Raw genomic sequence first — 21,211 nt, 5'->3', positions numbered from 1 at the left:
AAATGCAGATGACATATTCGTAACCTGTCCTTCCATTTTCCGGAAGAAGCTATGGATCGTCTCGAAGCCATGTCGCTCTTTGTCGCCGCGGTGGAGGCCGGCAGCCTTTCCGCGGCCAGCCGCCGTTTCGGCATTCCGCTGGCGACGGTCAGCCGCAAGATTTCCGATCTCGAGCGCCATCTGAACACACGACTCCTGAATCGCTCGACGCGACGGCTAACACCGACCGATGCCGGCCAGACCTATCTTGCCGCCTGCCGCCGCATCCTGGACGAGGTCGGCGAGGCCGAACGCACGGCAGCCGGCGAATACAGCGCGCCGACCGGCGAATTGGCCATCACCGCGCCGGTCGTCTTTGGCCGCCTGCACGTGCTGCCGGTCGTCACCGGCTTTCTCGCCGCCTATCCAGACGTGGACATCCGCCTGACATTGGCCGACCGCATAACCCAGCTGGTCGAGGACCATTTCGATCTCGCCATCCGCATCGGCCAGTTGCCCGATTCGAGCCTGGTCGCCATCGGCGTCGGCGCGATCCGCCGCGTCGTCTGCGCCAGCCCGGCCTATCTTGCCGAACACGGCACGCCGACCACCCCGGAGGATCTGGAAACACACGATTGCATCACCTTCGAGGGACTTGCCTCCGCCGCCAGTTGGAGCTTCACCAAGGGCAAGGCCGAAATCCCGGTTCGGGTCCGCTCGCGGCTTCAGGTCAACACCGCCGAAGCGGCCATCGATGGGGCGATTGCCGGCGTCGGGCTGACACGCGTGCTTTCCTACCAGATCGAAGCCGCGCTGCGGTCCGGCACGCTGCGCATCCTGCTGCAGGAGTTTGAGCCAAAGCCATGGCCGGTAAGCCTGGTGCATGCGGGCCACGGCTTGCTGCCGGTCAAGCTGCGCGCATTCCTCGATTTTGCCGCCCCGCGCCTGAAGGAGCGGCTGGCGCGGCTGATGTAGCGGAACCAGGCCAACCCCCATTGGCGACCGTTCTTCGTTGCCAGCCAAAGCGCCCTGCGGCCATTTCCTTTTTTCCCGCGCTTGGTGTAACCAACGCTCACCTCCTCACCGGGCTCCCCCCAAATGCTCTACATCAGATCGCTGACGTTCAATTTCGTCTTTTACGTCAACCTGATCGTCCAGATGATCCTCTGGACCCCATACTATTTCCTGTCGCCCCGGCACCGCGCCTGGTTCGTGCCGAAATTTTGGTCGCGCACCTCGATGTGGCTTTACGACAAGATCGCCGGAACGAAGAGCGAGATCACCGGCCGGGAAAACCTGCCCGAAGGCTCCTTCATCCTGGCCCCCAAACACCAGTCGTTCTGGGATGCGATCGCCTTCTTTCCCTATCTTCACGACCCTCTCTACATCCTGAAGCGCGAGCTCACCTGGATCCCGTTCTTCGGCTGGTACATCATGAAGATGCGCATGATTCCGGTTCATCGCGGCAGCCGTTCGAAAGCGCTGAAGGCCGTGGTCGCCGCGACCAAGGCGGAGATGGCGCGCAATCCTCGCCAGCTCATCATCTACCCCGAAGGGACAAGACGCGCGCCGGGCGACGAGCCGGCCTACAAATACGGCATCGTCGAAATCTATGCGCAACTTGGCATTCCGGTGGTGCCGGTTGCCCATGTCGCCGGTCTCTATTGGCCGCGTCGAAAATTCCTGCGCTATCCCGGCACCATCAAGGCGCGTTTCCTGCCGCCGATCCCACCGGGACTGAGCAAGGACGAATTCATGGCCCGGCTGATCGGCGAGACCGAGGCTGCCTGCGACCAGTTCCTGATTGATGCCGCGCGCGGCCCAAACCCGCCTGCCTTGCCGCCGACAGCGGTGAAAAGACTGCAAGAGCTGGACAACGCCGCAAGACACAAAGCCTGAACCGGAAGTCTCCTACCGGCAGTTCTCAGCCGAACACGGCCAGCGCGGTGGTCAACACCAGCGTCGCGGCAAAGACCAGGTTGACGATCCGCGAGGCCGCCGGCCGGCGCAGGAAGCGCGCGAATGCCACTCCCAAGACAAGCCACACGGCGTGGATGGCAACGATCATGACGGCGAGAATCGTCAGCTTCAGCCATGGACCAAGCTCAGCGGTGCCCTGTTTCGACGAAACACCGGCGAACACGGCGGCGATTGCCACATAGGCCTTCGGATTGGCGACCGCGAGAAGGAAACCAGCCAGCCATGTTGGACACGAAGCCTCGGCGGCGCGTGCTGCCATGGGCGGCGCCGTGGCGATCTTGAAGGCGAGATAGAGGATGTAGGCCGCCGAGGCGAAAGCCAGCAACGGCGCCAGCTTCGGCATCGAGGTAAGCACCGCCATGACCCCGGTCGCGACAACCAGAAGCACGGCGATCGTGCCCAGGATGATTCCCCAGGCATAGCCCAGCGAGTGGCGCAAACCGAAGGCGGCCCCAACGGCGGTAACGCTTATCGTTGCCGGACCCGGGCTGCCCATGATCACCAGGGCGGCAAGCATCAGCGCGAGAAGTTGCCCCCAAAGATCCGGCTGCGAAAGAAGCGGCTCAGTCATCTCTCCTCTGTCCTGCCTCGCGAAGAGACGGTATGGCAGGACCAGAGTGGCGTCTTGGACGTTCGTGCGAGGCGTCGCGCCTGAAGCTTCAGCCGCTCGCTCTGTCGAGTTCGGTCATGTCGGCGGCGGTCAGTTTCAGCGACGCCGCCCTGATCAAGCTGTCCATCTGTTCAGGCTTGGTGGCGCTGGCGATCGGCGCGGTGACGCCCGGCCGAGCGATAACCCAGGCAAGCGCGACTTCCGCCTGCTTGGCCGAATGCCTTGATGAAACCGCGTCGAGTGCCGCAAGGATGCGCATGCCGCGCGCGTTGAGGTAGTCTTTCACGCCACCGCCGCGCGGGCTTTGACCGAGATCGGCATCGCTGCGGTATTTGCCGCTGAGAAAACCCTTGGCCAGGCTGAAATAGGTGATGACGCCGATGTCCTCGGCCACGCATAGATCGCGCAACGGCCCATCGAAGGACGAGCGATCGTAGAGATTGTATTCCGGCTGCAGCACCTCGTAGCGCGGCAGACTGCGCAAGCTCGCCACATCGAGTGCAGCACGCAACTGGCCGGCGTCGAGATTCGAACAGCCGGCATAGCGGATTTTGCCCTTGGCGAGCAGCTTCTCGTAGGCGCCAAGCGTTTCTTCGTAGGGGGTTGCAGGGTCCGGCCAGTGCGACAGATAGAGGTCGATGACTTCGGTCTGCAGCCGCTTCAGCGATGCGTCGACGGCCTTTTCGATGTATGCGGCGGACAGGTCCTTGTGCCCCTGCCCCATATCCGAACCGACCTTCGTGATCACCACGACCTTGTCGCGATTGCCACGGTCTTTCATCCATTTGCCGATGATGGTTTCCGATTCACCGCCCTTGTGGCCGGGAACCCAGCGCGAATAGGCATCCGCCGTATCGATGGCGTTGAGGCCGGCGCCGACGAAGCGGTCGAGCAGGTCGAACGAGGTATTCTCGTCGGCGGTCCAGCCGAAGACATTGCCGCCCAGAACCAGCGGCGCGATGGACAGGTCGGTGCGACCGAGACGACGTTTCTGCAAGGCGGATCTCCGGGATGATTGGGCGGGCAAAGGGCGTCGCGGGCTGAGGGTCGGAGCCTAACCTAGGTCTTGCCTGAACGAGGTCAAAGGCCTGGCCGCCTTTTTCCGCAGAGCCAGCTTCACAAAGGCGCGACCTGGCTGGCGACATCCTCCAGCCAGTGGTCGCTTATGCCCAGTGCCTCGAGATGCTCAAGCGTGCTCAGCACATAGTCCTCGTTGTTGCCAGACTGGCCGACCGCGCCGCGCACCACGGCCGCTGCATCCGCCGCGTCGAGCGCTCCGGCATATTGCTCGTGCTGGCGGTCGACAATGTAGACCACCGCGTCGACCGTACCGCCCCCGTCGAGGCGAATCTTGAGTATGCGCTCCAGATAGACATTGGTGACCAGTTCGCGCTCGCGAAGATAGGCCATGACCTCGTCGCGCAAGTCGCCGGGGACGCGGAATGCGAGGCCGACGCAGGACCCGCCACGGTCGAGGCCGAGCACCAGCCCCGGCCGATTACGCGTTCCGCGATGCACGAAGGAATAGACGCAGAGCGAGCGCCGGTAGCCATGCAGGCGGGCACGCTGTGTTTCGACATGCGCGAATCCCGGCCGCCAGATCAGCGAGCCATAGCCAAACACCCAAAAATCGCCCATATCGCCGCGCCTGATTGCAAAAGATGCCAACACCGCACCCGGACCGGTGTTTTTTCCGCCCGTCCCGTCTAACTATTCGTCTGTCTACCTGGCGGAATCGACCACCCGTCCGCAACACCCATGCGTTAACGAGAGCCAAAGCATGACGTCAAGTGACGAACGCCAGCCAAGTAACCGTCGCCGCCTGTTCTGGCTTGCAGCGTTCATAGTCGTGCTGGTCGCCCTCTACAGCGGCGGCTGGTTCTATCTGGCTGACCGCGTCAGGAGCGAAGCCGACAAGGCGGTTGCCACGGTCAACAAGAATGGCGTCGAGGCCGGCTGCGCCAATCTCCAGGTCAGCGGCTATCCCTTGAGCTTTACCGTCTCCTGCGACAACCTCGCCTATGAGGATGATGCCAGGAACATCGCGGCCTCAGCCGGCAGTTTCAACGCGGCCGCCCAGATCATCCAGCCTCTGTCACCGGTTGCCAATCTGCGCGGCCCGCTCAGGACCTCCGTTCCGGACATGGTGCCGCTGTGGATCGACTGGGACAATCTGCAGGCCAGTTTCAAATTGTGGTGGCCGCTGCCGCAGCGGATCTCGCTGGAGGCGGAGGGCCTGTCCGGCCAGACCGATCCGGCCGACGACACCGATCCGGTGCAACTGTTCAGCGCCGGCAAGGCATCGGGTCAGCTGCAGCCCAACGGTGACGATATCGACTATCTCGGCAGTTTCGGCGATCTCGAGATCGACCCCGACGCGATTGGCGGGCGCGTGCTTCCGGCGCTCGATGCCAGTGGCGACGTGACATTGAAGAACGGTGTCGCGTTGATCGGCACGCAGGTGAAGAGCCTTCGTGGCCAGGCGATCGAGATCCACAACCTTGACCTGTCGTCGGGGACGGCGCGCATTACCGTTTCGGGACCGCTCTCGGTCGATGCCGAGGGCCTGGTCAACGCCGATCTGATGATCAGGCTGAAGGACCCGAAGGCGGTGGCGGCCATCCTCGGCGCCGCCATACCCGAGCAGAAAAGCCAGATCGAGCAGGGTTTTTCTGCCCTGGCGGTGCTCGGCAACGAACCGTCGATGCCGCTGAAGGTGGTCAGGGGCAAGGCCTCGCTCGGCTTCATTCCGCTGGGCAAGATCAAGCCGGTCGAATAGCTCAACCATGGCAAAACCCGTGAAGCTGCTGAGCGTTGGCGCCTTGACGCTGGACACCATCCTGCGCGTCGAGACGCTGCCCGTGCATCAGGGCAAGTTCATTGCCTCCGACGGCCTCCAGATCGCCTCGGGCATGGCCACCAGTGCTGCCTGTGCCGCCCACCGCCTCGGCGCCGAGGTATCGCTGTGGGCGAGCGCGGGTGACGATGCCGTCGCCGACCAGCTCATCGCCGGCATCGAGGCCGAAGGCGTCGATTGCACCTTTGTGCGCCGCGTCAGAGGCGCCCGCTCGGCGCTGGCCTCGATCCTGGTCGACGCGCATGGCGAGCGCATCATCGTGCCGTTCTATGACGGGCTGGCCCAGGCCGATCCCGAAGTCTTGCCGGTCGCCGACCTCACGGCATTCGACGCCGTGCTGGTCGATGTCCGCTGGCCGGGCGCGGCAGCGTTGGCACTCAAGGCGGCACGCGCCGTTGGGCGTCCGGCGATCCTCGATGCCGACACCGCGCCGCTGGAAGTTCTGGAACAGCTGTTGCCGCTCGCCACGCACATCGTCGCTTCGGAAACGGCGGCGCGCATCGTCTGCGGCCAGGCGCTCGATCCGGAAACGGCTTGCGCCGATCTCGCCAGCCGCACCGACGCCTTTGTCGCGGTAACCGGCGGCGCGGCGGGCTGTTGGTGGCACGACTGTCGCGCAGGCTGTGTGCGCCATGTCGCGGCGCCGAGGATCAAGGCAGTGGATACGCTCGCCGCCGGCGATGTCTTCCACGGCGCCTTCGCCGTCGGGTTGGCGGAAGCCATGCCGGTCGAGCAGGCTTTGCGCTTTGCCAGTGCGGCCGCGGCGCTCAAATGCCTGCGCTTCGGCGGCAGGCTGGGCGCGCCGGATAGGGCCGAGACGCTGGCCATGGTTGCGCAGACCTGGCCAGCCTGAAACTGACGCTTTTGTTTTGACGCAATTCCCAAGGGAAAGCGCTAGCGCTTTTCCCGGGAAAAACGCCTCACACTTTTCCTGGAATTGCTCTAGCCCTTCGCGGGATGCTCGACGGCCTGGCGACCGAAATCGGGCACGTCGATGTCCTGGCCGGCCTCGATGATCGAGCGGCGTACGGCGCGGGTGCGGGTGAACAGATCGAAGAGCTTTTCGCCGTCGCCCCAGCGGATCGCGCGTTGCAGCGACGCCAGATCTTCCGAGAACCGCGCCAGCATTTCAAGGATGGCGTCCTTGTTGTGCAGGCAGACATCCCGCCACATGGTCGGGTCGGAGGCGGCAAGGCGGGTGAAGTCGCGGAAGCCGGAAGCCGAATATTTGATCACTTCGGACTTGGTTACCGACTGCAGATCATCGGCGGTGCCGACGATGTTGTAGGCGATGATGTGCGGCAAATGCGAGACGATGGCCAGCGTCATGTCGTGATGCTGCGGATCCATCGTGTCGATGTTGGCACCGCACCGGCGCCAGAACTCCGACAGCCTCTCCAGCGCGTCCGGGTTGGTGTCGGGCAGCGGCGTGAAGATGCACCAGCGATTGTCGAACAGGTCGGCGAAACCGGCGTCGGGGCCGGATTTTTCCGTGCCCGCCAGCGGATGGCCGGGAATGAAATGGACACCTTCAGGCACATAAGGCTGCATCTGCGCGATGACGGACGCCTTGGTCGAGCCGACATCGGTGAGGATCGCACCCGGCTTCAGCGCCGGCGCGATTTCCTCGGCCACCGCGCCGGATGAGCCTACCGGCACCGAGACGATGACCAGGTCGGCATCGCGGACAGCTTCTCTCGCATCGGTAGTATAGCTATCGCCCAGCCCGAGTTCCTCGGCTCGCGCCAGTGTCGCGGCACTGCGGGTCGAAATGGCCAAGTGACGGGCGAGACCTTCGCGGCGGATGACGCGGGCCAGCGACGAGCCGATCAGGCCGATGCCGACCAGCGCGATCTTTTCAAACATCGGTGATGTCATGGTCTCTAGCTTTTCAGGAATGTCGTGAGAGCGGCGACAACGCCGCGATTGGCCTCTTCGGTGCCGACGGTCATGCGCAACGCGTTGGGAAAGCCATAGCCCGAAACGCGCCGCAATATATAGCCGCGCGCCGTCAGATAGTCGTCCGCCGCCGCCGCCGAATGCTTCTGGTCATCGGGAAAATGAATGAGGACGAAATTGCCGACGCTCGGCGTTACCCGCAGCCCGAGCTTTGTGAATTCCTCGCTCAACCAGGCAAGCCAGGTCTCGTTGTGCGCCACGCTGCGCTCGACATGGGCGCGGTCGCGGATGGCTGCGATACCGGCCTCGATCGCCGTCGCATTGACGTTGAAGGGACCGCGCACGCGGTTGATGGCGTCGACGATATGCATCGGCGCATACATCCAGCCGATCCGCGCGCCACCGAGGCCGATCTTGGAGAAGGTACGGGTCATCACCACGTTCTCGGTGCTGCCGACCAGCTCGATGCCGGCCTCATAGTCGTTGCGGCGGACATATTCGGCATAGGCCGCGTCGAGCACCAGAAGCACGTTCTTCGGCAGCGCGGCATGCAGCCGGCGAACCTCCTGGAACGGCACATAGGTGCCGGTCGGGTTGTTGGGATTGGCCAGGAACACGATCTTGGTGCGCAGCGTGACCGCGGCCAGGACGGCGTCGATGTCGGCGCGCTCGTCTCTTTCCTTGATCGTCACCGGAACGGCACCCGCCGACTGGATGTAGATCTTGTAGACCATGAAGGCGTGTTCGGTGATGACGGCCTCGTCGCCGGGCGCCAGATAGGTCTGCGCCAGCAGGCCGAGAATCTCGTCGGAACCGTTGGAACAGATGATGTTCTGCGGGTTGAGGCCGTGCACCTCGGCGATCGCTTCGCGCAGCCGCCTGGCGGTGCCGTCGGGATAGATGTCGAGCTTGCCGGCAATCTCGCGCGCGGCTTCGATCGCTTTCGGCGAGGGCCCTAGCGGATTCTCGTTTGATGACAGCTTGTGGACCTTGGCGACGCCGGCGGGCGCCGTGCTCTTGCCCGGCACATAGGCGTCGATGTCCATGATGCCCGCACGCGGGGTTGGACGTGCCTGGTCCGGTGTCTGGCTCATGTCGCAAAATCCGTCGAGAACGCTTCCTGAGGGAAGCCGCAGCGGAAATACAAGCCGTGGCCTGCAATGTCGAGAGGCGACAGCCATCGCCCAGGGCTGGCCGTTGACGACGGCGCGCCACAGCCCTAGAAGGGGTGCGACTTCCGTGGTGATTTGGCCGGTCGGCTTGCAGCCACGTTAAACAACTTGCTAAAGGGCCGTTTGCATCCTGTAACCGGCTTTGCGACCGCAATGCCGGTTTTTTGTTGTCCGCGCCGGCCGGACACCCGTATCGGCATCGACTTTCGACAAGCGCGATGCGTGGGCTCAAAGTGTGAGATGGATGTCATGGCCGTTCTGCGTGCCCGCAAAACAAACAACGAGGTCGACCAGCCGTCGAGCCCGGTTTTGCGTTTTGGATCCGACAAGCCGCTCAAGCTGGACGCCGGCACGCTGCTTTCACCGTTCCAGATCGCCTACCAGACCTACGGCACGCTGAACGATGCCCGCTCCAACGCCATCCTCGTCTGCCATGCACTGACCGGAGACCAGCACGTCGCCAGCACCAATCCGGTGACCGGCAAGCCTGGCTGGTGGGAAGTGCTGATCGGCCCCGGCAAGATCATCGACACCAATCGCTTCTTCGTCATCTGCTCCAACGTCATCGGCGGTTGCCTTGGGTCCACCGGTCCGGCCTCGACCAATCCCGCCACCGGCAAGCCCTATGGGCTTCACCTGCCCATTATCACCATTCGCGACATGGTGCGGGCGCAGCAGATGCTGATCGACCATTTCGGCATCGAAAAACTGTTTTGCGTGCTCGGCGGCTCGATGGGCGGCATGCAGGTGCTGGAATGGGCGTCGAGCTATCCGGAGCGCGTCTTCTCGGCGCTGCCGATCGCCACCGGCGCGCGCCATTCCTCGCAGAACATCGCCTTTCATGAGGTTGGCCGCCAGGCTGTCATGGCCGATCCGGACTGGCATGGCGGCAAATATTTCGAGCACGGCAAACGCCCGGAAAAGGGCCTGGCGGTAGCGCGCATGGCCGCCCACATCACTTACCTGTCGGAAGCCGCCCTGCACCGCAAGTTCGGCCGCAATCTGCAGGATCGCGAAGCGCTGACCTTCGGCTTTGACGCCGACTTCCAGATCGAAAGCTATCTGCGCCACCAGGGCATGACCTTCGTCGATCGCTTCGACGCCAATTCCTACCTCTACATGACGCGGTCGATGGACTATTTCGACCTTGCCGCCGACCATGGCGGCCGGCTGGCCGATGCTTTCGCCGGCACGAAAACCCGCTTCTGCCTGGTGTCGTTCACCTCGGACTGGCTTTTTCCGACCGAGGAGAGCCGCTCGATCGTGCATGCGCTCAACGCCGCCGGAGCATCGGTATCCTTCGTCGAGATCGAGACCGACCGCGGCCACGACGCATTCCTGCTCGACGAGCCGGAACTGTTTGCCGCCATCAACGGCTTCATCGGCTCGGCCGCCAGGGCGAGAGGGCTGGGCCTATGAGCGTCAACCGCGACCAGCGCGTCGACCTTGAAGTCGTCGCCAACCTCATCCCACCACAGTCGCGCGTGCTCGATGTCGGCTCGGGCGACGGCTCGCTGCTCGAATTGCTGCAGGACAGCAAGCAGGTCGACGGCCGTGGGCTCGAGCTGTCGCAGCGCGGCGTCAACGAATGCGTGGCGCGCGGCCTCTCGGTCATCCAAGGCGACGCCGACAAGGATCTCGAATTCTATCCCGATAAGGGCTTTGACTTCGTCGTCCTGTCGCAGACGCTGCAGGCCACCCGCAACCCGAAGCTGGTGCTCGACGAACTGCTCAGGATCGGCAATCGCGCCATCGTCTCCTTCCCCAATTTCGGCCATTGGCGTGTGCGTCTGTCACTGTTCGTCAACGGCCGCATGCCGGTGACCAAGGACCTGCCCTATTCCTGGTACGACACGCCCAACATCCACTTCTGCACCATCCGCGACTTCGTCAATCTGTGCGACGAGCTCGGCGCGACCGTCGAGAAGGCAACCGCTCTCGACGCCAACGGCCAGAAGATCGGCCTGTCGATGCCGTGGTGGTTCTGGAACTTCTTCGGCCAGCAGGCAGTGTTCTTGCTGAAACGGCAGTAGCCGCAAGCTATTCGAGGATGTCCGTGGCCTTGTGCGGATGTTCGACACCGTCGGCGAACACCACATCGGCCTCCGAATTGTCCGTGCGCAGCGCCAGTATCGCCTGGTAGGCGGGCGAATTATACCAGCCATGCACATGCTGCCTATCGGGAAATTCGATGATGATCAGATGGCCCGGCCAGTTGTTCTCGATCACCTCGACATCACCGCCATGGACCAGAAAACGGCCGTCGAAAGGTTCCAGCGTGGCATCGATCTTGTGCAGGTATTCGACGATCTGCGGGCCCATCGTGGCTTGGCGCATATGGGCGACGGCGTAAGCGGTCATAAGTGCACTCCCTTTCAATCGAAGCCGATTGCCGGCTCCGCAGGCACAGATTGCCAAGGGTCGTGACAGAATTCGATTACCCCAAAAGTAATAAGAATGAGATGGACGCGATCGTGACGAACCGGCCTGCGCGATCCTGAGGCGGTTTCCAGTCTCCGGCCCTCAGGGTGTTGCCGTTGAGACGCAAGGTTGCGAATTCGTGGTTGCGGACGGATTGAACTCTGCAACCAGATGATGACACGGGAGCATGTTTTTCGTAGCGTCATGCCGGACGCGATGCCGAGCGAAGCACGGAGCGGGGAACCTGACCTATTCGATCGTTGTCGAAATGGAAAACGCCAAGTCCATCAATGAAGATGAGATCGGCGTTTCGTTCAGTGCTTTGGCACGGGAAATAGAAGCCGTGACGACGACCGGTCAATACCTGAAACCGGAGGTCATCGTCGTTCACAGCGGACCAGATACCGACACACCGCTTCTGCGGCATCGTCTCACCGAAATTGTTCCGCAACTTGGCATGGCAGCAAATACGGTCTTCAGCGCCTGCACAGGCGGCCGGTACTATGAGGTCAAGAACGCAGGCGCCGCGTTGGCCAAGGGCGACATCGTCATTTTCTGCGATTCCGATACAGTGATCGAAGACGGCTGGCTGTCGGCACTTCTCAAACCGCTCCAGGATCCGAAGACGATCGCCGTGAACGGTTACACCTATCTCGGCTGTGACGATTTCGCTTCGCGAACCTTTGCGCTTCTGTGGTTCTTCCCGCTGCGTGATGGTGATAGACGCTTTGCCTCCAAGCGCGCGATGAACGCTAACAATTGCGCCTTCCGCAGAAGCTGGTTAGCCGGCCATCCCTTTCCGGCCAGCAATGGATTCAAGGTTTCTTGCACGTTGCTCGCCAGCCAGTTACGAGCAAGCGGGCATGATTTTGTCAGAGTCGATGCCCGGGCCAGCCATTATCCTCCGCGCGGTTGGCGCTTTTTCTTTTGGCGTGCCCTGGTCACCGGGCGCGATGCGGACCGGAAATATGTGGCACTGGCATCGCCATCCCAAGCCGCGCGAGTGCTGAAGGCGACAAGACGTTGGTTTTCGACGTCCTGGAAAGTGGGCGGGCGTATTCTGACGCATGCAACTCGGCTCGGAATGCCGGCATGGCAGATCCCGTTTGCACTGATCGTCGGATTGGCCTTTTGCGCGCTGGTTTTTTGTGCACAAGCGGCCATGGCCCTTGGGCTGGTTCGGGACGAGGTTGAAAACGTGCCCCTCTACGTGGGACATAGCTGAAGCACTATGGTCAAAATGGGCAAAACCATCGAACCGACACCTCTCATCACGGTCATTACGCCGACCCACAACCGACGCGAAACGGTGTTGCGCGCCGTGGAAAGCGTACTCTCCCAGAGCATGTCGAGGCTTGAGCACATTGTCGTCGACGATGGTTCGACCGATGGAACCGAAGCGGCGCTTGCCCGTATCCAGGACCCGCGGCTGATCTATGTCGGGGCGAAATGGCGAGGCGCCAACGCAGCCAGGAATGCCGGCATCGAGCGCGCGCGGGCACCGTTGGTGACGTTCCTCGATTCGGACGACATCTACATGCCGCACCGGCTTGAACGAACCCTGACCTGGTTCGAGGAAAATCCTGTACTGCAAGTGCTGATCAGTTCGTTCGTGTCCCTGAAAGGCAGTCGCATCACAAACTGCGTCAACCCCGAGGCGTTCGTGAGCCCCGCAATGCTGGAGCGGACGCTGGTTGGGCAGACCATCTTCATTGCCGGCTCCGCGATCACGGCTCGCCGCGAAGCCTTGCTGGCCATCGGCGGCTACGACAGCGACATCACCCGCATGCAGGATCGCGAATTGCTGCTGCGCCTTGCCCGGCGCTTCGGTGCGCAGTTGTCCAGGGATCTGGACTGGACGAAATACAATTCGGAAAACTCGATTTCCGGCCGCCGTGACGGCTATGTCGAGGCCTATGCGAACCTGATGGGCAAACATCCGCATATTGCCCATGCCTACCCGCACATTCCGCCTTACATGATCTCGCGGCAGCTCATCGCCGACATCCTGCGAGGCAGGATACCGGAGGCATTTCAGGGCTACATGGCCAACCGTTCATCCAAAACGCTTGGCTATTCGCTGCCGGAATTGATGCAAGGCTATGTCCATGGCCGGCGCTGGCGCCGCGATCTCTCCAACGAGTTTCGCAATCAATTTGGTGCCCGGCCCGCTTAACCGAGAGGGATTCCGGGAAATTGTGGAACGGTTTTCCCTCCGGATCGCGTTAACCCCTCTGTCGAGAGCTCAACGGTCAAGTTCGGGAAAATACGGATCCGATAGAAACCGCCTGTCCCGTTCGCCTTGTAGGCAGTCTATCGGCGTCGCCGCGTCGATGGGGATGCTTCTCACCTCGTCCTGAATGCCACTCACTTCCAGGAGCAGCTTGCGCCGGATGGCTGTCGAAAACTCGGCGGCGGCATAGATAGGCAGCACGAAGGAACCGGGTCCGCCGATCACGCACTGCGCATAATACTGGTCGAGATGGCTGAAGGTGGGCGACGGGCTGATCAGGATCGGCAGGCCATTGACGACGATGCCTTTGGCAGTCGCCGCATCACGCGTCGCGGTGACCGGCGGCCCGATATTGTTCGGTCCGTCGCCCGAAATGTCGATGACGCTGCGTTCGCCCTGGAAAGACGTGCGGTCGAAAAGCTCGGTGCCGAAGGCCAGCGCGCCGGAAATCGAAGTGCCGCGAAAGCTGCGGAACGGACGAGCCGCGACCTTGTCGGCAAAGCTGTTCGCGCTCTCGGCACTATCGATAATCTGCCAGCCGATGACCGCGTCGTCGCGCACCGTGCCGGCCCATTCGAAATAGGTCAGCGCTATGCGGCCCGTGGCGCCAGCGCGGACAGCCTTGATGAAGTCGGGATGCCGCAGCGCCTCGACATAACCGGCCCGCTGCAGGGCGAACTCCTTCTCGTCCATCGACAGCGAGATGTCGACCGCCAGCACCAGCTCGACGTCGACGGCGAGCGCATCCGGCGGCGAGGCCATCGGGGCAGCCTGGGCGCAGGCAAGACAGGCAAGCAGGCGAAGAGCATCAAGCATGGCCGTCGCCAGGGTTGTTCTCCCGAAGAGCTTCCCTCGCGATCGCGGCAAAATAAAGCTCTGCTTCCCTCGCTCGGATATCAGCTCATTTCTTGCGGCGGGCGGCGACTGGCGGCGGTTCTATCGCGCCGGCCCTGACGCGGGCGGGCTTCAGGGCTGGCGCACCGGAATCCTTGACGATCGTCAACGCGCGCGGGAAGAAGTGGTTGTTGTGCTGGCCGCGCCCGATGTTGAGGATCGCTGTCCCCGGCAAACGCTTCTCGAGCATCGACAGCACGCGTCTTAGCGATGGGCCGTCGAACGCATCCAACGCCTCATCGATGATCACCCATTTCGGCTGCCGCAACGCGAGCCTGGCGAAGGCCAGCGAGCGTTGTTCGTCATCGCCCAACTCATGGTCCCAACGCCCGGCACGGTCGAGCGATGAGGATAGCCGTCCCAGACCGACCTCGGCCAGCACCGCCGAAATGTCGGCATCGTTCGCCGGCGCGGGCCCGTTCGGGTGATCGAGGACTTCGCGCAACGTGCCGACCGGAAAATAAGGCACGCGCGGCACGAATATGGGGGTTTCTCCCGACGGCAGGCCGATCCGGCCGCTTCCCCATGGCCACAGGCCGGCAATGGCACGAAAGAACAGCGTCTTGCCCGCACCGGGGTCGCCGGTGATCATGACGCGCTCGCCGGGGCGGATTTCGACATGCGGATCGGCGAGTCTGGTGCAACCCTCCGGCGAGGTCACTTCGAGCTTCTCGAAAGTCAGGCTGCCATTGACGTTTTGGCCGAAGGCGATGCGCTTTTCCGTGTCGTGCAGCGCATCGGTTTCATCGAGCGCGATGCGGAAATCGGCCACGCGCATCAGCGTGGCGCGCCAATCGGCAATGCTGCCGATGTTGTTGATGAACCAGCGCAAGGAGGAGTGGACCTGGTTAAAGGCGCCGACCGCCATCATCAGCCCGCCAAAGCTGATATCACCTGAGAAATAGACTGGCGAAGCGACCAGTATGGGCGCCACGACGGTGATCCAGCCATAGGTGTCGGTCACCCAGGACAGGTTGATCTGGGCGGTGTAGATGCGCCGCATGGCGCCCAGCACCGTGCCGAGATCGAGTTCGAGCCGCCGCCTGGCGTCGGCCTCGCCATGATACAACGCGATGGCATCGACATTCTCGTTGACGCGCACCATCGAGGAGCGCAGCTCGGCTTCGCGTGTATAGCGGTCGCTGTTCAGGCGGATGAGCGGGCGCCCGACCAGCCAGCTCAGCCAGGAGGCGATGCCGGCGTAAAGGATAGCGGCCCAGACCATGTAGCCCGGTATGGCCAGCGAGGTCCCGCCGATGTGGAACACGAAGCCCGAGGACAGCTCCCACAGCACCCCGACGAATGACACGAGCAGGATGCACGACTGCAGCAGCCCGACGCCGAGATCGGTTGACAGGTCGGATAGATGCGCGGCGTCCTGCTGCATGCGCTGGTCGGGATTGACGCCGATGGCGCCGGCATTGGCCAACCGGAAGGCGCGCGCCGGCCGCATCCACTGATCGATCAGATCCAGCGTCAGCGCCTCGCGCAGCTTGAGCCTGATCATCTGGTTGAGCCAGGTCTGGCCGATATTGAGCACCAGCAGCCCGCCGGCGATCATCGCGAAAACGAGGAGTTGGTGCAGGAAGGCCGCCATGTCGCGGCGCGCAAGCGCATCGTAGAAAGGCTGGTTCCAGCGGTTGAGCAGAACCTGGCCGATCGACGTTGCGATGATCACGGCCATGATGCCGACCGATGTCCACTGCAACCATTTGCGAACCGGCGATCCCGCCAGCGCCCGCCGGATCGTCGCCACCTGATCGCGCAGGCTGCTGGCTTCGACCGCCACGGCAACCGGATGAACGGCGGCGGCATTGTCCGGTTGATCAGCCATGGCCGAGGTCCTTGCGTCAGTGCTGAAACCGGATGGAGAAACTTGACAGGCGTTTGTATGGGCTGCCGGATGGGCTGTCGGTCCGCTTGCGACAGATAGGCAGGAAAACGACGTCAGGCACGCCTGCCGTGATCACGAAGCCGTCACTCGCGCAGCCGAGGGCTTGGCATCGGCTTTGTGACGGCCAAGCCGGGTGGCGCCATGCGGCGACAGCACCGGCACGAAGACGCGGCGCGAGGCGCGCTGGACGACGGGCACGCCTTGATAGAGCCGTTTCTGCGCCTCGACGACGATGACGCCGGAAAAGATCGGCCACAGCCGCCGGCCGGCGCGCTCCAGCACATTGTGGAAGCGCATCATGAAACGGCGCTTCGACGGCGGAAAGAACAGCGCATCGGACCAGGCGGCGGGCGTAAAATTGGCCTCGCGCAGCAATTCGGTGAGCTGGCCGCGCGAAAAGGGCCGGCCATTGCCGAATGGGGTGTGCTCGAAGCGCGCCCAGACCCCGCGCCGGTTGGGCACGACGATGACCACCCGGCCAGCCGGCGACAGCACGCGCCAGATCTCGTTCAGCGTCTCACGCGGGTTCTCGACATGTTCGAGCGAATGGACGAGCAGCATGCGGTCGATGCAGGAATCGACCAGCGGCAGTTCCTCGTCGAAGACCAGTGCCGTCGCCGTCGGCCCTGTCGCCGGCCACACCACCGCGCCTTGCGTTGCCGGCATGAATGCAAAGACCCGCTCGGCATCGGTGCCGAACCGCTCCAGCCACGGCAAGGTGTAGCCCAGACCAACCAGCCGCTCGTTGGGCACGGCTGCCCATATCGACGACAACGCCATGGTGATCGAACGCTCGGCGAAACGGCCGAGTGTTGTCGAATAGAAGGAGCGAAGATCGACGATGTCGGAATGCATGGCAGGGATGTAGCCGTGATATCAGCGGGTTTCAACAAAAGGCCGCGACGACCCGACATTCCGAGATGTCATTCGACATCCGGGATGACATCCACGCGCCGGCGCCCTATGTCTGCGGCCATAAACGGAGAGATGCGATGCCGGTCGAAATCGAACAGTTCATGAGCCGCAGCGACAATTTCGGCGTGCTGGTGCATGATCCCAAAAGCGGCCAGACCGCGATCATCGATGCGCCCGAGGAAGCGCCTATCCTGGCCGCGATAAAGCGCACTGGCTGGACGCCGACGATGATCCTGACCACGCATCATCACATGGATCACGTCGAGGCCAATCTGGCGCTGAAGGAGCGCTTCAAGCTGCGCATCGTCGGCCCGGAAGCGGAAAAGGCCAAGATCCCCGGCATCGACGAGACCGTCGAAGACGGCTCGGTTCTCCATCTTGGCGATGAAAAGATCGAAGTCATCGCCACGCCCGGCCACACCGCCGGCCACGTTTCCTATTATTTGCCGGCGTCGGGTGTGGCGTTCACCGCCGACACGCTGTTTGCGCTGGGTTGCGGACGGCTGTTCGAATGCAAGCCGCCGGTGATGTATGAATCGCTGAAGAAGCTGGCTGCACTTCCGGCTGAAACGGCCATCTATTGCGGTCACGAATATACGCTCTCCAACGCCCGTTTCGCGCTGACCGTCGACCCGTCCAATTCGGCATTGAAGGAACGCGCCGCCAGGATCGAAAAGCTGCGCGCCGACAACAAGCCGACGCTGCCGACGACGATCGGCGAGGAGCTGTCGACCAATCCCTTCCTGCGCTGGCACGATCCGGCGATCCGCAAGCATCTGGGGCTGGAGAAAGCTTCGGACTCCGAGGTCTTTGCCGAAATCCGCAAGCGTAAGGACAATTTCTAGGCCCGGTGGTATCGTCGCCATGACCAGCTCCGCAGAAATTATCGCGACGCTCGGGCTGAAGCCGCATCCGGAAGGCGGCTGGTATGCCGAGACCTTTCGCGATGGCACCGGCGGCGCGCGCGGCCATTCGAGCGCCATTTATTTCCTGCTTGAGGAGCATCAGGTTTCGGCCTGGCACCGGGTCAAGGACGCCGCCGAGGTCTGGCATTTCCATGCCGGCGCCCCACTGGCACTGGCGATGTGGGAGGAAGGCAGTACCGTTCTGGAGCAGGTGCTCGGCATCGATCTCGCAGCCGGTGAGCGGCCTCAGATCGTCGTGCCGGTAGGCTGGTGGCAGTCGGCGCGCAGCCTGGGCGAATGGACGCTGGTCGGCTGCACCGTCGCGCCGGGCTTCGAGTTTGCCGCCTTTGAGCTGGCCGCACCCGGCTGGCAGCCGAAACAACCCTAACTCAATAAGAACCCAAATTTAGCAGGAACCCAAGCGTCGTCGCGAGTTGGGCGGCGTAGTACAGCGCCCAGACGGCGAAGCGCATCCAGGCGCGGTGGGGCGAGATGGCGGCGACAAGGAATTTCTCGGTGGCGAGCAGCCCGTCCGATACCATGAACAGCACGGCGCCACCGATCACCCACATATTGCTTGTTGTCAGCGCCGAGATGCCCATTGCCAGGATCGCGGCGATATAGACGGTGATCGGGATACGCAGGCTGGGACCGACGCGACGCCACAGCGCCACCAGCATGATGACCACGAACACCGCCATGGCGAGCCCGATCGCTCCGCGCCACGGCTCGGCGCCAAGCACTCCCAATCCGCCACCGCTGCGCAGGAACAGCGCGACATAGACGATGTGGGCGACGAGAAAACTGGCCAGACCGCCGAGAAACGCCTTTTCACCGTCGCGCGACAGGAATGCGTCGCCAGCGGCGCTGAGGGCGAGCGCGGCGACCAGCAGCAGCGGACCGCCCTGCAGCCCCGCCAGCACGGCAAGCATCGCCACGGCAAGCGTCTTTGCCGCCGAGCGGGCGAGCGTCGACGGCATGCCTAGCGTGAACGCATAGATCATCGCCGCCGCCAGCGAAAAAATCAGTGTCGCATTGGCATTGGCGTCGATACCGCCCGCAAACGGCATCGTCATGCCCGGCTCCGCCTTTGGATGCCCCGGGCTCCGCCTTCGGACGACCCGGCTCGGCTCTCGGTCGCGGCAGGCTTGCGCAGGAACAGCGATTTTGCGGCGAGCGCCGCGCCACCGGTGATGAGCACGCAGGCGGCGAGGATGCGCAGCGACGGCTCGGCGACGCCGGCCGCGATCAGCACCAGCGTCGACAACAGCGGTGCGGCGTAGCTTGCGGCACCCAGCACCTGGATGTTGCCGCGTTTGACGCCGATGTCCCAGGCATAGAAGGCAGCGCCCACCGGCATCAGGCCAAGGCCAAGCACCGCCAGCCACTGGCCGGCGCCGACGGGCAGAACGGTCTGTTCCAGCGCCAGGTGGCAGGCGAGCGACAGCACCGCGGTGGCAGCACAGAACAAGGTGACGATGCTGGTCGGCACCGACGGGAAGCGCCGCGACAACAACGAATAGGACGACCATAGGACGGCGCAGACGGCAGCCATGGCATAGCCGAAGGAATAGCGGGCGTCGAAGGCCAGCCCGCCACCCTTGGTGACGATCAGCACGGTGCCGGCAAGGCCGAGCAGCGCGCCGACGACATGGTTCCACGCCAGTTTTTCGCCCGGCATCAGCGCCGAGCCGAGCACGATCAGCAGCGGCCACAGATAGGCGATCAGGCTCGCCTCCACCGCCGGCGCATTGCGCAGCGCGGTGAAATAGAAGAAGTGGTAGCCGAACAGGCCGGCAATGCCGATCAGCCACACCTGCGGCGGTATCTTCTGGCTCTTGTCGGGTGCCGGCATGAACAGCCGCGCGATGAGCCCGACCCCGGTGCCGATCGAGAAGGTGATCGCCGACAAGAGGAACGGCGGCACCTGGCCCGACGCATCGGTGAGCAGTGCGAGCAACGCCCACATGGCGACCGCCGAAAAGCCGATCAGTGTTGCGCGCCCCATTCTGTCTCCAGTGGCGCGCCAATTCCGCGCCTGGCTATTGTACGGCTTCGAAACGCCCGGCGCTGATGGTCAAGGTGCCGATCTGCGTGCCCACCGTGGCACGGATCGGCGCATATACGCCGGTTTGGCCGAGCGGTGCAAACGTCACCATCATGCGGCTTTTGTTCTTGAGATAGTTGAGCGCCTTGCGGCCCTTGCGATAACCCGCCACCGGCTCGAAGCCCATCCGGCAGGTGACGGTGTCGCCCTTGTAGCCTGGGACCGAGATCGTGCCTTTCGACGCGTAGGTCAACGTCAGGTCGGCACGCATCTCGCCGTCATAGAACTTCACCGTGCGGCCGCAGACCTGGTCGAGACTGTCGGCATGAATGACGGTGGCGGCCATAGGATCGAGCACCGACGCCAGGTCGCCGGCACCGAGCGGCACCCAGTTCTTGGGGTCGCGTTTGCCCGGTGCCGGTACGACCTTCGTCGAGGTGACCCTGCCATTGGCAAAGCGGATATCGACCACCGATGCTTTCTTGCCGGAGGTGTAGTCGGCGCGGAATGCCTGCGGCACCATTTTCTTGCCCGCGATCGTGCCCTTGGATGAGATCGTGCCACGCGTGTCGTCGAACAGCTTGGCCAGCCCTGCCGCGGTGACACTGCCTTGGATCGCGTAGGCGCCGTTCTCATAGCGGCTGGAAAACGTTGATTTCGCTATCGAAAGGCCGAGGAACGACACCGTGTACTCGCCCTTGAACGACTGCGGCGAGGCAGCAGACGCGGCGGACGGCAAAGCTATGGCAAGCATGGCAACAAGGGCATGTGGCGAACGAAGCATGGCGGGATCGGGTCCTTGATTTTCGGCCGGAGGCGGGCAACTCCGGTCTGGCATGTCCCTATGGAACCGCTTATAGGATGAATTCCGGCCTTAATATGAAATGCCGGGCGTGTCCGCAGGCAAGCTGGAGCTTGACGCCTCGGCGAAATGCAACTATGGAACGCCAACTTTTTCCATAAGGCCGCCTGACCAGAACCGCGCGCCACCCGGCGTGGGCTTGAGTGTTTGGCAGACCCCGAGAACTGAAGGTTAGAACAATGTCCCGCACCTGCGAACTCACTGCCAAGGCAGTCATGTCCGGCAACAATGTGAGCCACGCCAACAACAAGACCAAGCGTCGCTTCCTGCCGAACCTCGTCAATGTGACGCTGATTTCGGAAGCGCTGAACCAGAACGTGCGTCTTCGCATTTCGGCCAACGCGCTGCGTTCGGTCGAACATCGCGGCGGCCTCGACGCCTTCCTGGCCAAGGCCGACGTCAAGGAATTGTCGCAGCGCGCCCGTTTGCTGAAGAAGCAGATCGCCAAGAAGACCGCCGAACAGGCTGCCGCTTAAAACAGTTCAAAGGCGGGGGACGACCGCCCTGGCCAACCTCTTGTTGTTGGCCTCTGGCCAACCTTTT

23 protein-coding genes and 1 riboswitch are annotated in these 21,211 nt (G+C 63.0%); of the genes, 11 read left to right on the top strand and 12 right to left on the bottom strand.

All coding sequences use genetic code 11. The features are described 5' to 3' along the window. Positions 1 to 51 precede the first annotated feature (51 nt). Both NKJ67_RS17500 and NKJ67_RS17495 read left to right on the top strand, forming a co-directional pair. Positions 52 to 954 carry a LysR family transcriptional regulator gene (locus NKJ67_RS17500; RefSeq protein WP_352582055.1) on the top strand — a complete coding sequence of 301 codons (903 nt, stop codon included), beginning with the start codon at positions 52 to 54 and terminating at the stop codon, positions 952 to 954. A 123-nt stretch (positions 955 to 1,077) separates the two neighbouring features. After that, on the top strand, positions 1,078 to 1,878 hold the full coding sequence (locus tag NKJ67_RS17495; RefSeq protein WP_352582054.1) for a lysophospholipid acyltransferase family protein: 801 nt from the start codon (positions 1,078 to 1,080) through the stop codon (positions 1,876 to 1,878). A gap of 25 nt (positions 1,879 to 1,903) precedes the next feature. Here NKJ67_RS17495 and NKJ67_RS17490 read toward each other — a convergent pair whose 3' ends face one another. The 3 genes from NKJ67_RS17490 to NKJ67_RS17480 all read right to left on the bottom strand — a co-directional run bounded on the left by NKJ67_RS17490 (position 1,904) and on the right by NKJ67_RS17480 (position 4,207). Next, positions 1,904 to 2,530, bottom strand: coding sequence for a LysE family translocator (locus tag NKJ67_RS17490; RefSeq protein ID WP_352582053.1), 627 nt, complete (start codon positions 2,528 to 2,530; stop codon positions 1,904 to 1,906). Positions 2,531 to 2,618: 88 nt separating this feature from the next. Continuing rightward, on the bottom strand, positions 2,619 to 3,566 hold the full coding sequence (locus NKJ67_RS17485; RefSeq protein WP_352582052.1) for an aldo/keto reductase: 948 nt from the start codon (positions 3,564 to 3,566) through the stop codon (positions 2,619 to 2,621). Positions 3,567 to 3,685: 119 nt separating this feature from the next. Continuing rightward, complete coding sequence (locus NKJ67_RS17480; RefSeq protein ID WP_352582051.1) at positions 3,686 to 4,207, bottom strand: gamma-glutamylcyclotransferase; 522 nt, start codon at positions 4,205 to 4,207, stop codon at positions 3,686 to 3,688. Between the two features lie 142 nt (positions 4,208 to 4,349). Between NKJ67_RS17480 and NKJ67_RS17475 the strand changes: the two genes are divergently transcribed. Continuing rightward, positions 4,350 to 5,348: a DUF2125 domain-containing protein gene (locus NKJ67_RS17475; RefSeq protein WP_352582050.1), complete on the top strand. Its 999-nt coding sequence runs from the start codon at positions 4,350 to 4,352 to the stop codon at positions 5,346 to 5,348. Positions 5,349 to 5,355: 7 nt separating this feature from the next. Next, positions 5,356 to 6,279 carry a sugar kinase gene (locus NKJ67_RS17470; protein WP_352582049.1) on the top strand — a complete coding sequence of 308 codons (924 nt, stop codon included), beginning with the start codon at positions 5,356 to 5,358 and terminating at the stop codon, positions 6,277 to 6,279. A gap of 89 nt (positions 6,280 to 6,368) precedes the next feature. On the opposite strand, the gene NKJ67_RS17465 is transcribed toward NKJ67_RS17470, so the two are convergent. Both NKJ67_RS17465 and hisC read right to left on the bottom strand, forming a co-directional pair. Then, a complete protein-coding gene (locus NKJ67_RS17465) occupies positions 6,369 to 7,304 on the bottom strand; it encodes a prephenate/arogenate dehydrogenase family protein (protein ID WP_206622036.1) in 936 nt (311 codons plus the stop codon). 5 nt (positions 7,305 to 7,309) lie between these two features. Beyond that, positions 7,310 to 8,419 carry a histidinol-phosphate transaminase gene (gene hisC, locus NKJ67_RS17460; RefSeq protein WP_352582048.1) on the bottom strand — a complete coding sequence of 370 codons (1,110 nt, stop codon included), beginning with the start codon at positions 8,417 to 8,419 and terminating at the stop codon, positions 7,310 to 7,312. Between the two features lie 135 nt (positions 8,420 to 8,554). Continuing rightward, positions 8,555 to 8,632, top strand: a riboswitch (SAM riboswitch). A 114-nt stretch (positions 8,633 to 8,746) separates the two neighbouring features. Between hisC and metX the strand changes: the two genes are divergently transcribed. Both metX and metW read left to right on the top strand, forming a co-directional pair. Next, the gene (gene metX / locus NKJ67_RS17455) at positions 8,747 to 9,916 is read left to right on the top strand and encodes a homoserine O-acetyltransferase MetX (protein ID WP_352582047.1); all 1,170 of its coding nucleotides are present in this window, start codon (positions 8,747 to 8,749) and stop codon (positions 9,914 to 9,916) included. Then, positions 9,913 to 10,530 (top strand): methionine biosynthesis protein MetW, encoded by a 618-nt coding sequence (gene metW / locus NKJ67_RS17450; protein ID WP_127268377.1) that lies wholly within the window; start codon positions 9,913 to 9,915, stop codon positions 10,528 to 10,530. Before metX ends, metW begins: the two co-directional genes overlap by 4 nt. A gap of 7 nt (positions 10,531 to 10,537) precedes the next feature. Here metW and NKJ67_RS17445 read toward each other — a convergent pair whose 3' ends face one another. Beyond that, positions 10,538 to 10,858 carry a DUF1330 domain-containing protein gene (locus NKJ67_RS17445; protein WP_127318404.1) on the bottom strand — a complete coding sequence of 107 codons (321 nt, stop codon included), beginning with the start codon at positions 10,856 to 10,858 and terminating at the stop codon, positions 10,538 to 10,540. A gap of 328 nt (positions 10,859 to 11,186) precedes the next feature. Here NKJ67_RS17445 and NKJ67_RS17440 point away from each other — a divergent pair, with 328 nt between their 5' ends. After that, positions 11,187 to 12,143, top strand: a complete 957-nt coding sequence (locus NKJ67_RS17440; protein WP_352582046.1) for a glycosyltransferase family 2 protein — start codon at positions 11,187 to 11,189, stop codon at positions 12,141 to 12,143. A gap of 15 nt (positions 12,144 to 12,158) precedes the next feature. Continuing rightward, positions 12,159 to 13,094, top strand: a complete 936-nt coding sequence (locus NKJ67_RS17435) for a glycosyltransferase family 2 protein (protein WP_127318408.1) — start codon at positions 12,159 to 12,161, stop codon at positions 13,092 to 13,094. Between the two features lie 69 nt (positions 13,095 to 13,163). Here NKJ67_RS17435 and NKJ67_RS17430 read toward each other — a convergent pair whose 3' ends face one another. The 3 genes from NKJ67_RS17430 to NKJ67_RS17420 form a co-directional block, all read right to left on the bottom strand. Continuing rightward, on the bottom strand, positions 13,164 to 13,967 hold the full coding sequence (locus tag NKJ67_RS17430; RefSeq protein ID WP_352582045.1) for a DUF1194 domain-containing protein: 804 nt from the start codon (positions 13,965 to 13,967) through the stop codon (positions 13,164 to 13,166). An 85-nt stretch (positions 13,968 to 14,052) separates the two neighbouring features. Beyond that, positions 14,053 to 15,879 (bottom strand): ABC transporter ATP-binding protein/permease, encoded by a 1,827-nt coding sequence (locus tag NKJ67_RS17425; protein ID WP_352582044.1) that lies wholly within the window; start codon positions 15,877 to 15,879, stop codon positions 14,053 to 14,055. A 132-nt stretch (positions 15,880 to 16,011) separates the two neighbouring features. After that, positions 16,012 to 16,794, bottom strand: a complete 783-nt coding sequence (locus NKJ67_RS17420; protein WP_127318414.1) for a class I SAM-dependent methyltransferase — start codon at positions 16,792 to 16,794, stop codon at positions 16,012 to 16,014. A 137-nt stretch (positions 16,795 to 16,931) separates the two neighbouring features. Between NKJ67_RS17420 and gloB the strand changes: the two genes are divergently transcribed. Then, positions 16,932 to 17,699, top strand: a complete 768-nt coding sequence (gene gloB / locus NKJ67_RS17415; protein ID WP_352582043.1) for a hydroxyacylglutathione hydrolase — start codon at positions 16,932 to 16,934, stop codon at positions 17,697 to 17,699. Between the two features lie 19 nt (positions 17,700 to 17,718). Continuing rightward, positions 17,719 to 18,147 (top strand): cupin domain-containing protein, encoded by a 429-nt coding sequence (locus NKJ67_RS17410; protein WP_352582042.1) that lies wholly within the window; start codon positions 17,719 to 17,721, stop codon positions 18,145 to 18,147. Position 18,148: 1 nt separating this feature from the next. Here NKJ67_RS17410 and NKJ67_RS17405 read toward each other — a convergent pair whose 3' ends face one another. The 3 genes from NKJ67_RS17405 to NKJ67_RS17395 are packed head-to-tail and all read right to left on the bottom strand — an operon-like array spanning position 18,149 to position 20,590. Beyond that, a complete protein-coding gene (locus NKJ67_RS17405) occupies positions 18,149 to 18,835 on the bottom strand; it encodes a lysoplasmalogenase family protein (protein ID WP_352582041.1) in 687 nt (228 codons plus the stop codon). Then, positions 18,832 to 19,767, bottom strand: coding sequence for an aromatic amino acid exporter YddG (gene yddG, locus NKJ67_RS17400; protein ID WP_352582040.1), 936 nt, complete (start codon positions 19,765 to 19,767; stop codon positions 18,832 to 18,834). Before yddG ends, NKJ67_RS17405 begins: the two co-directional genes overlap by 4 nt. Before the next feature lie 34 nt (positions 19,768 to 19,801). Then, positions 19,802 to 20,590, bottom strand: a complete 789-nt coding sequence (locus NKJ67_RS17395) for a DUF3108 domain-containing protein (protein WP_256745274.1) — start codon at positions 20,588 to 20,590, stop codon at positions 19,802 to 19,804. Between the two features lie 257 nt (positions 20,591 to 20,847). Here NKJ67_RS17395 and rpmB point away from each other — a divergent pair, with 257 nt between their 5' ends. After that, positions 20,848 to 21,144: a 50S ribosomal protein L28 gene (gene rpmB / locus NKJ67_RS17390; RefSeq protein WP_013529373.1), complete on the top strand. Its 297-nt coding sequence runs from the start codon at positions 20,848 to 20,850 to the stop codon at positions 21,142 to 21,144. The last annotated feature ends 67 nt before the right edge of the window (positions 21,145 to 21,211 follow it).

The sequence above is a fragment of the Mesorhizobium sp. M0088 genome, assembly GCF_040322895.1.
Lineage (GTDB): Bacteria > Pseudomonadota > Alphaproteobacteria > Rhizobiales > Rhizobiaceae > Mesorhizobium.
This window is presented reverse-complemented; position numbering and strand designations above follow the sequence as displayed.

Coding starts and splice junctions, on each gene's coding strand:
- NKJ67_RS17475 (WP_352582050.1), top strand. CDS start 4,350: ATGACGTCAAGTGACGAACGCCAGCCAAGTAACCGTCGCCGCCTGTTC.
- NKJ67_RS17420 (WP_127318414.1), bottom strand. CDS start 16,794: ATGCATTCCGACATCGTCGATCTTCGCTCCTTCTATTCGACAACACTC.
- NKJ67_RS17425 (WP_352582044.1), bottom strand. CDS start 15,879: ATGGCTGATCAACCGGACAATGCCGCCGCCGTTCATCCGGTTGCCGTG.
- NKJ67_RS17470 (WP_352582049.1), top strand. CDS start 5,356: ATGGCAAAACCCGTGAAGCTGCTGAGCGTTGGCGCCTTGACGCTGGAC.
- NKJ67_RS17410 (WP_352582042.1), top strand. CDS start 17,719: ATGACCAGCTCCGCAGAAATTATCGCGACGCTCGGGCTGAAGCCGCAT.
- hisC (WP_352582048.1), bottom strand. CDS start 8,419: ATGAGCCAGACACCGGACCAGGCACGTCCAACCCCGCGTGCGGGCATC.
- metW (WP_127268377.1), top strand. CDS start 9,913: ATGAGCGTCAACCGCGACCAGCGCGTCGACCTTGAAGTCGTCGCCAAC.
- NKJ67_RS17495 (WP_352582054.1), top strand. CDS start 1,078: ATGCTCTACATCAGATCGCTGACGTTCAATTTCGTCTTTTACGTCAAC.
- rpmB (WP_013529373.1), top strand. CDS start 20,848: ATGTCCCGCACCTGCGAACTCACTGCCAAGGCAGTCATGTCCGGCAAC.
- yddG (WP_352582040.1), bottom strand. CDS start 19,767: ATGGGGCGCGCAACACTGATCGGCTTTTCGGCGGTCGCCATGTGGGCG.
- NKJ67_RS17430 (WP_352582045.1), bottom strand. CDS start 13,967: ATGCTTGATGCTCTTCGCCTGCTTGCCTGTCTTGCCTGCGCCCAGGCT.
- NKJ67_RS17405 (WP_352582041.1), bottom strand. CDS start 18,835: ATGACGATGCCGTTTGCGGGCGGTATCGACGCCAATGCCAATGCGACA.
- NKJ67_RS17480 (WP_352582051.1), bottom strand. CDS start 4,207: ATGGGCGATTTTTGGGTGTTTGGCTATGGCTCGCTGATCTGGCGGCCG.
- gloB (WP_352582043.1), top strand. CDS start 16,932: ATGCCGGTCGAAATCGAACAGTTCATGAGCCGCAGCGACAATTTCGGC.
- NKJ67_RS17445 (WP_127318404.1), bottom strand. CDS start 10,858: ATGACCGCTTACGCCGTCGCCCATATGCGCCAAGCCACGATGGGCCCG.
- metX (WP_352582047.1), top strand. CDS start 8,747: ATGGCCGTTCTGCGTGCCCGCAAAACAAACAACGAGGTCGACCAGCCG.
- NKJ67_RS17440 (WP_352582046.1), top strand. CDS start 11,187: ATGGAAAACGCCAAGTCCATCAATGAAGATGAGATCGGCGTTTCGTTC.
- NKJ67_RS17435 (WP_127318408.1), top strand. CDS start 12,159: ATGGGCAAAACCATCGAACCGACACCTCTCATCACGGTCATTACGCCG.
- NKJ67_RS17395 (WP_256745274.1), bottom strand. CDS start 20,590: ATGCTTCGTTCGCCACATGCCCTTGTTGCCATGCTTGCCATAGCTTTG.
- NKJ67_RS17490 (WP_352582053.1), bottom strand. CDS start 2,530: ATGACTGAGCCGCTTCTTTCGCAGCCGGATCTTTGGGGGCAACTTCTC.
- NKJ67_RS17500 (WP_352582055.1), top strand. CDS start 52: ATGGATCGTCTCGAAGCCATGTCGCTCTTTGTCGCCGCGGTGGAGGCC.
- NKJ67_RS17465 (WP_206622036.1), bottom strand. CDS start 7,304: ATGACATCACCGATGTTTGAAAAGATCGCGCTGGTCGGCATCGGCCTG.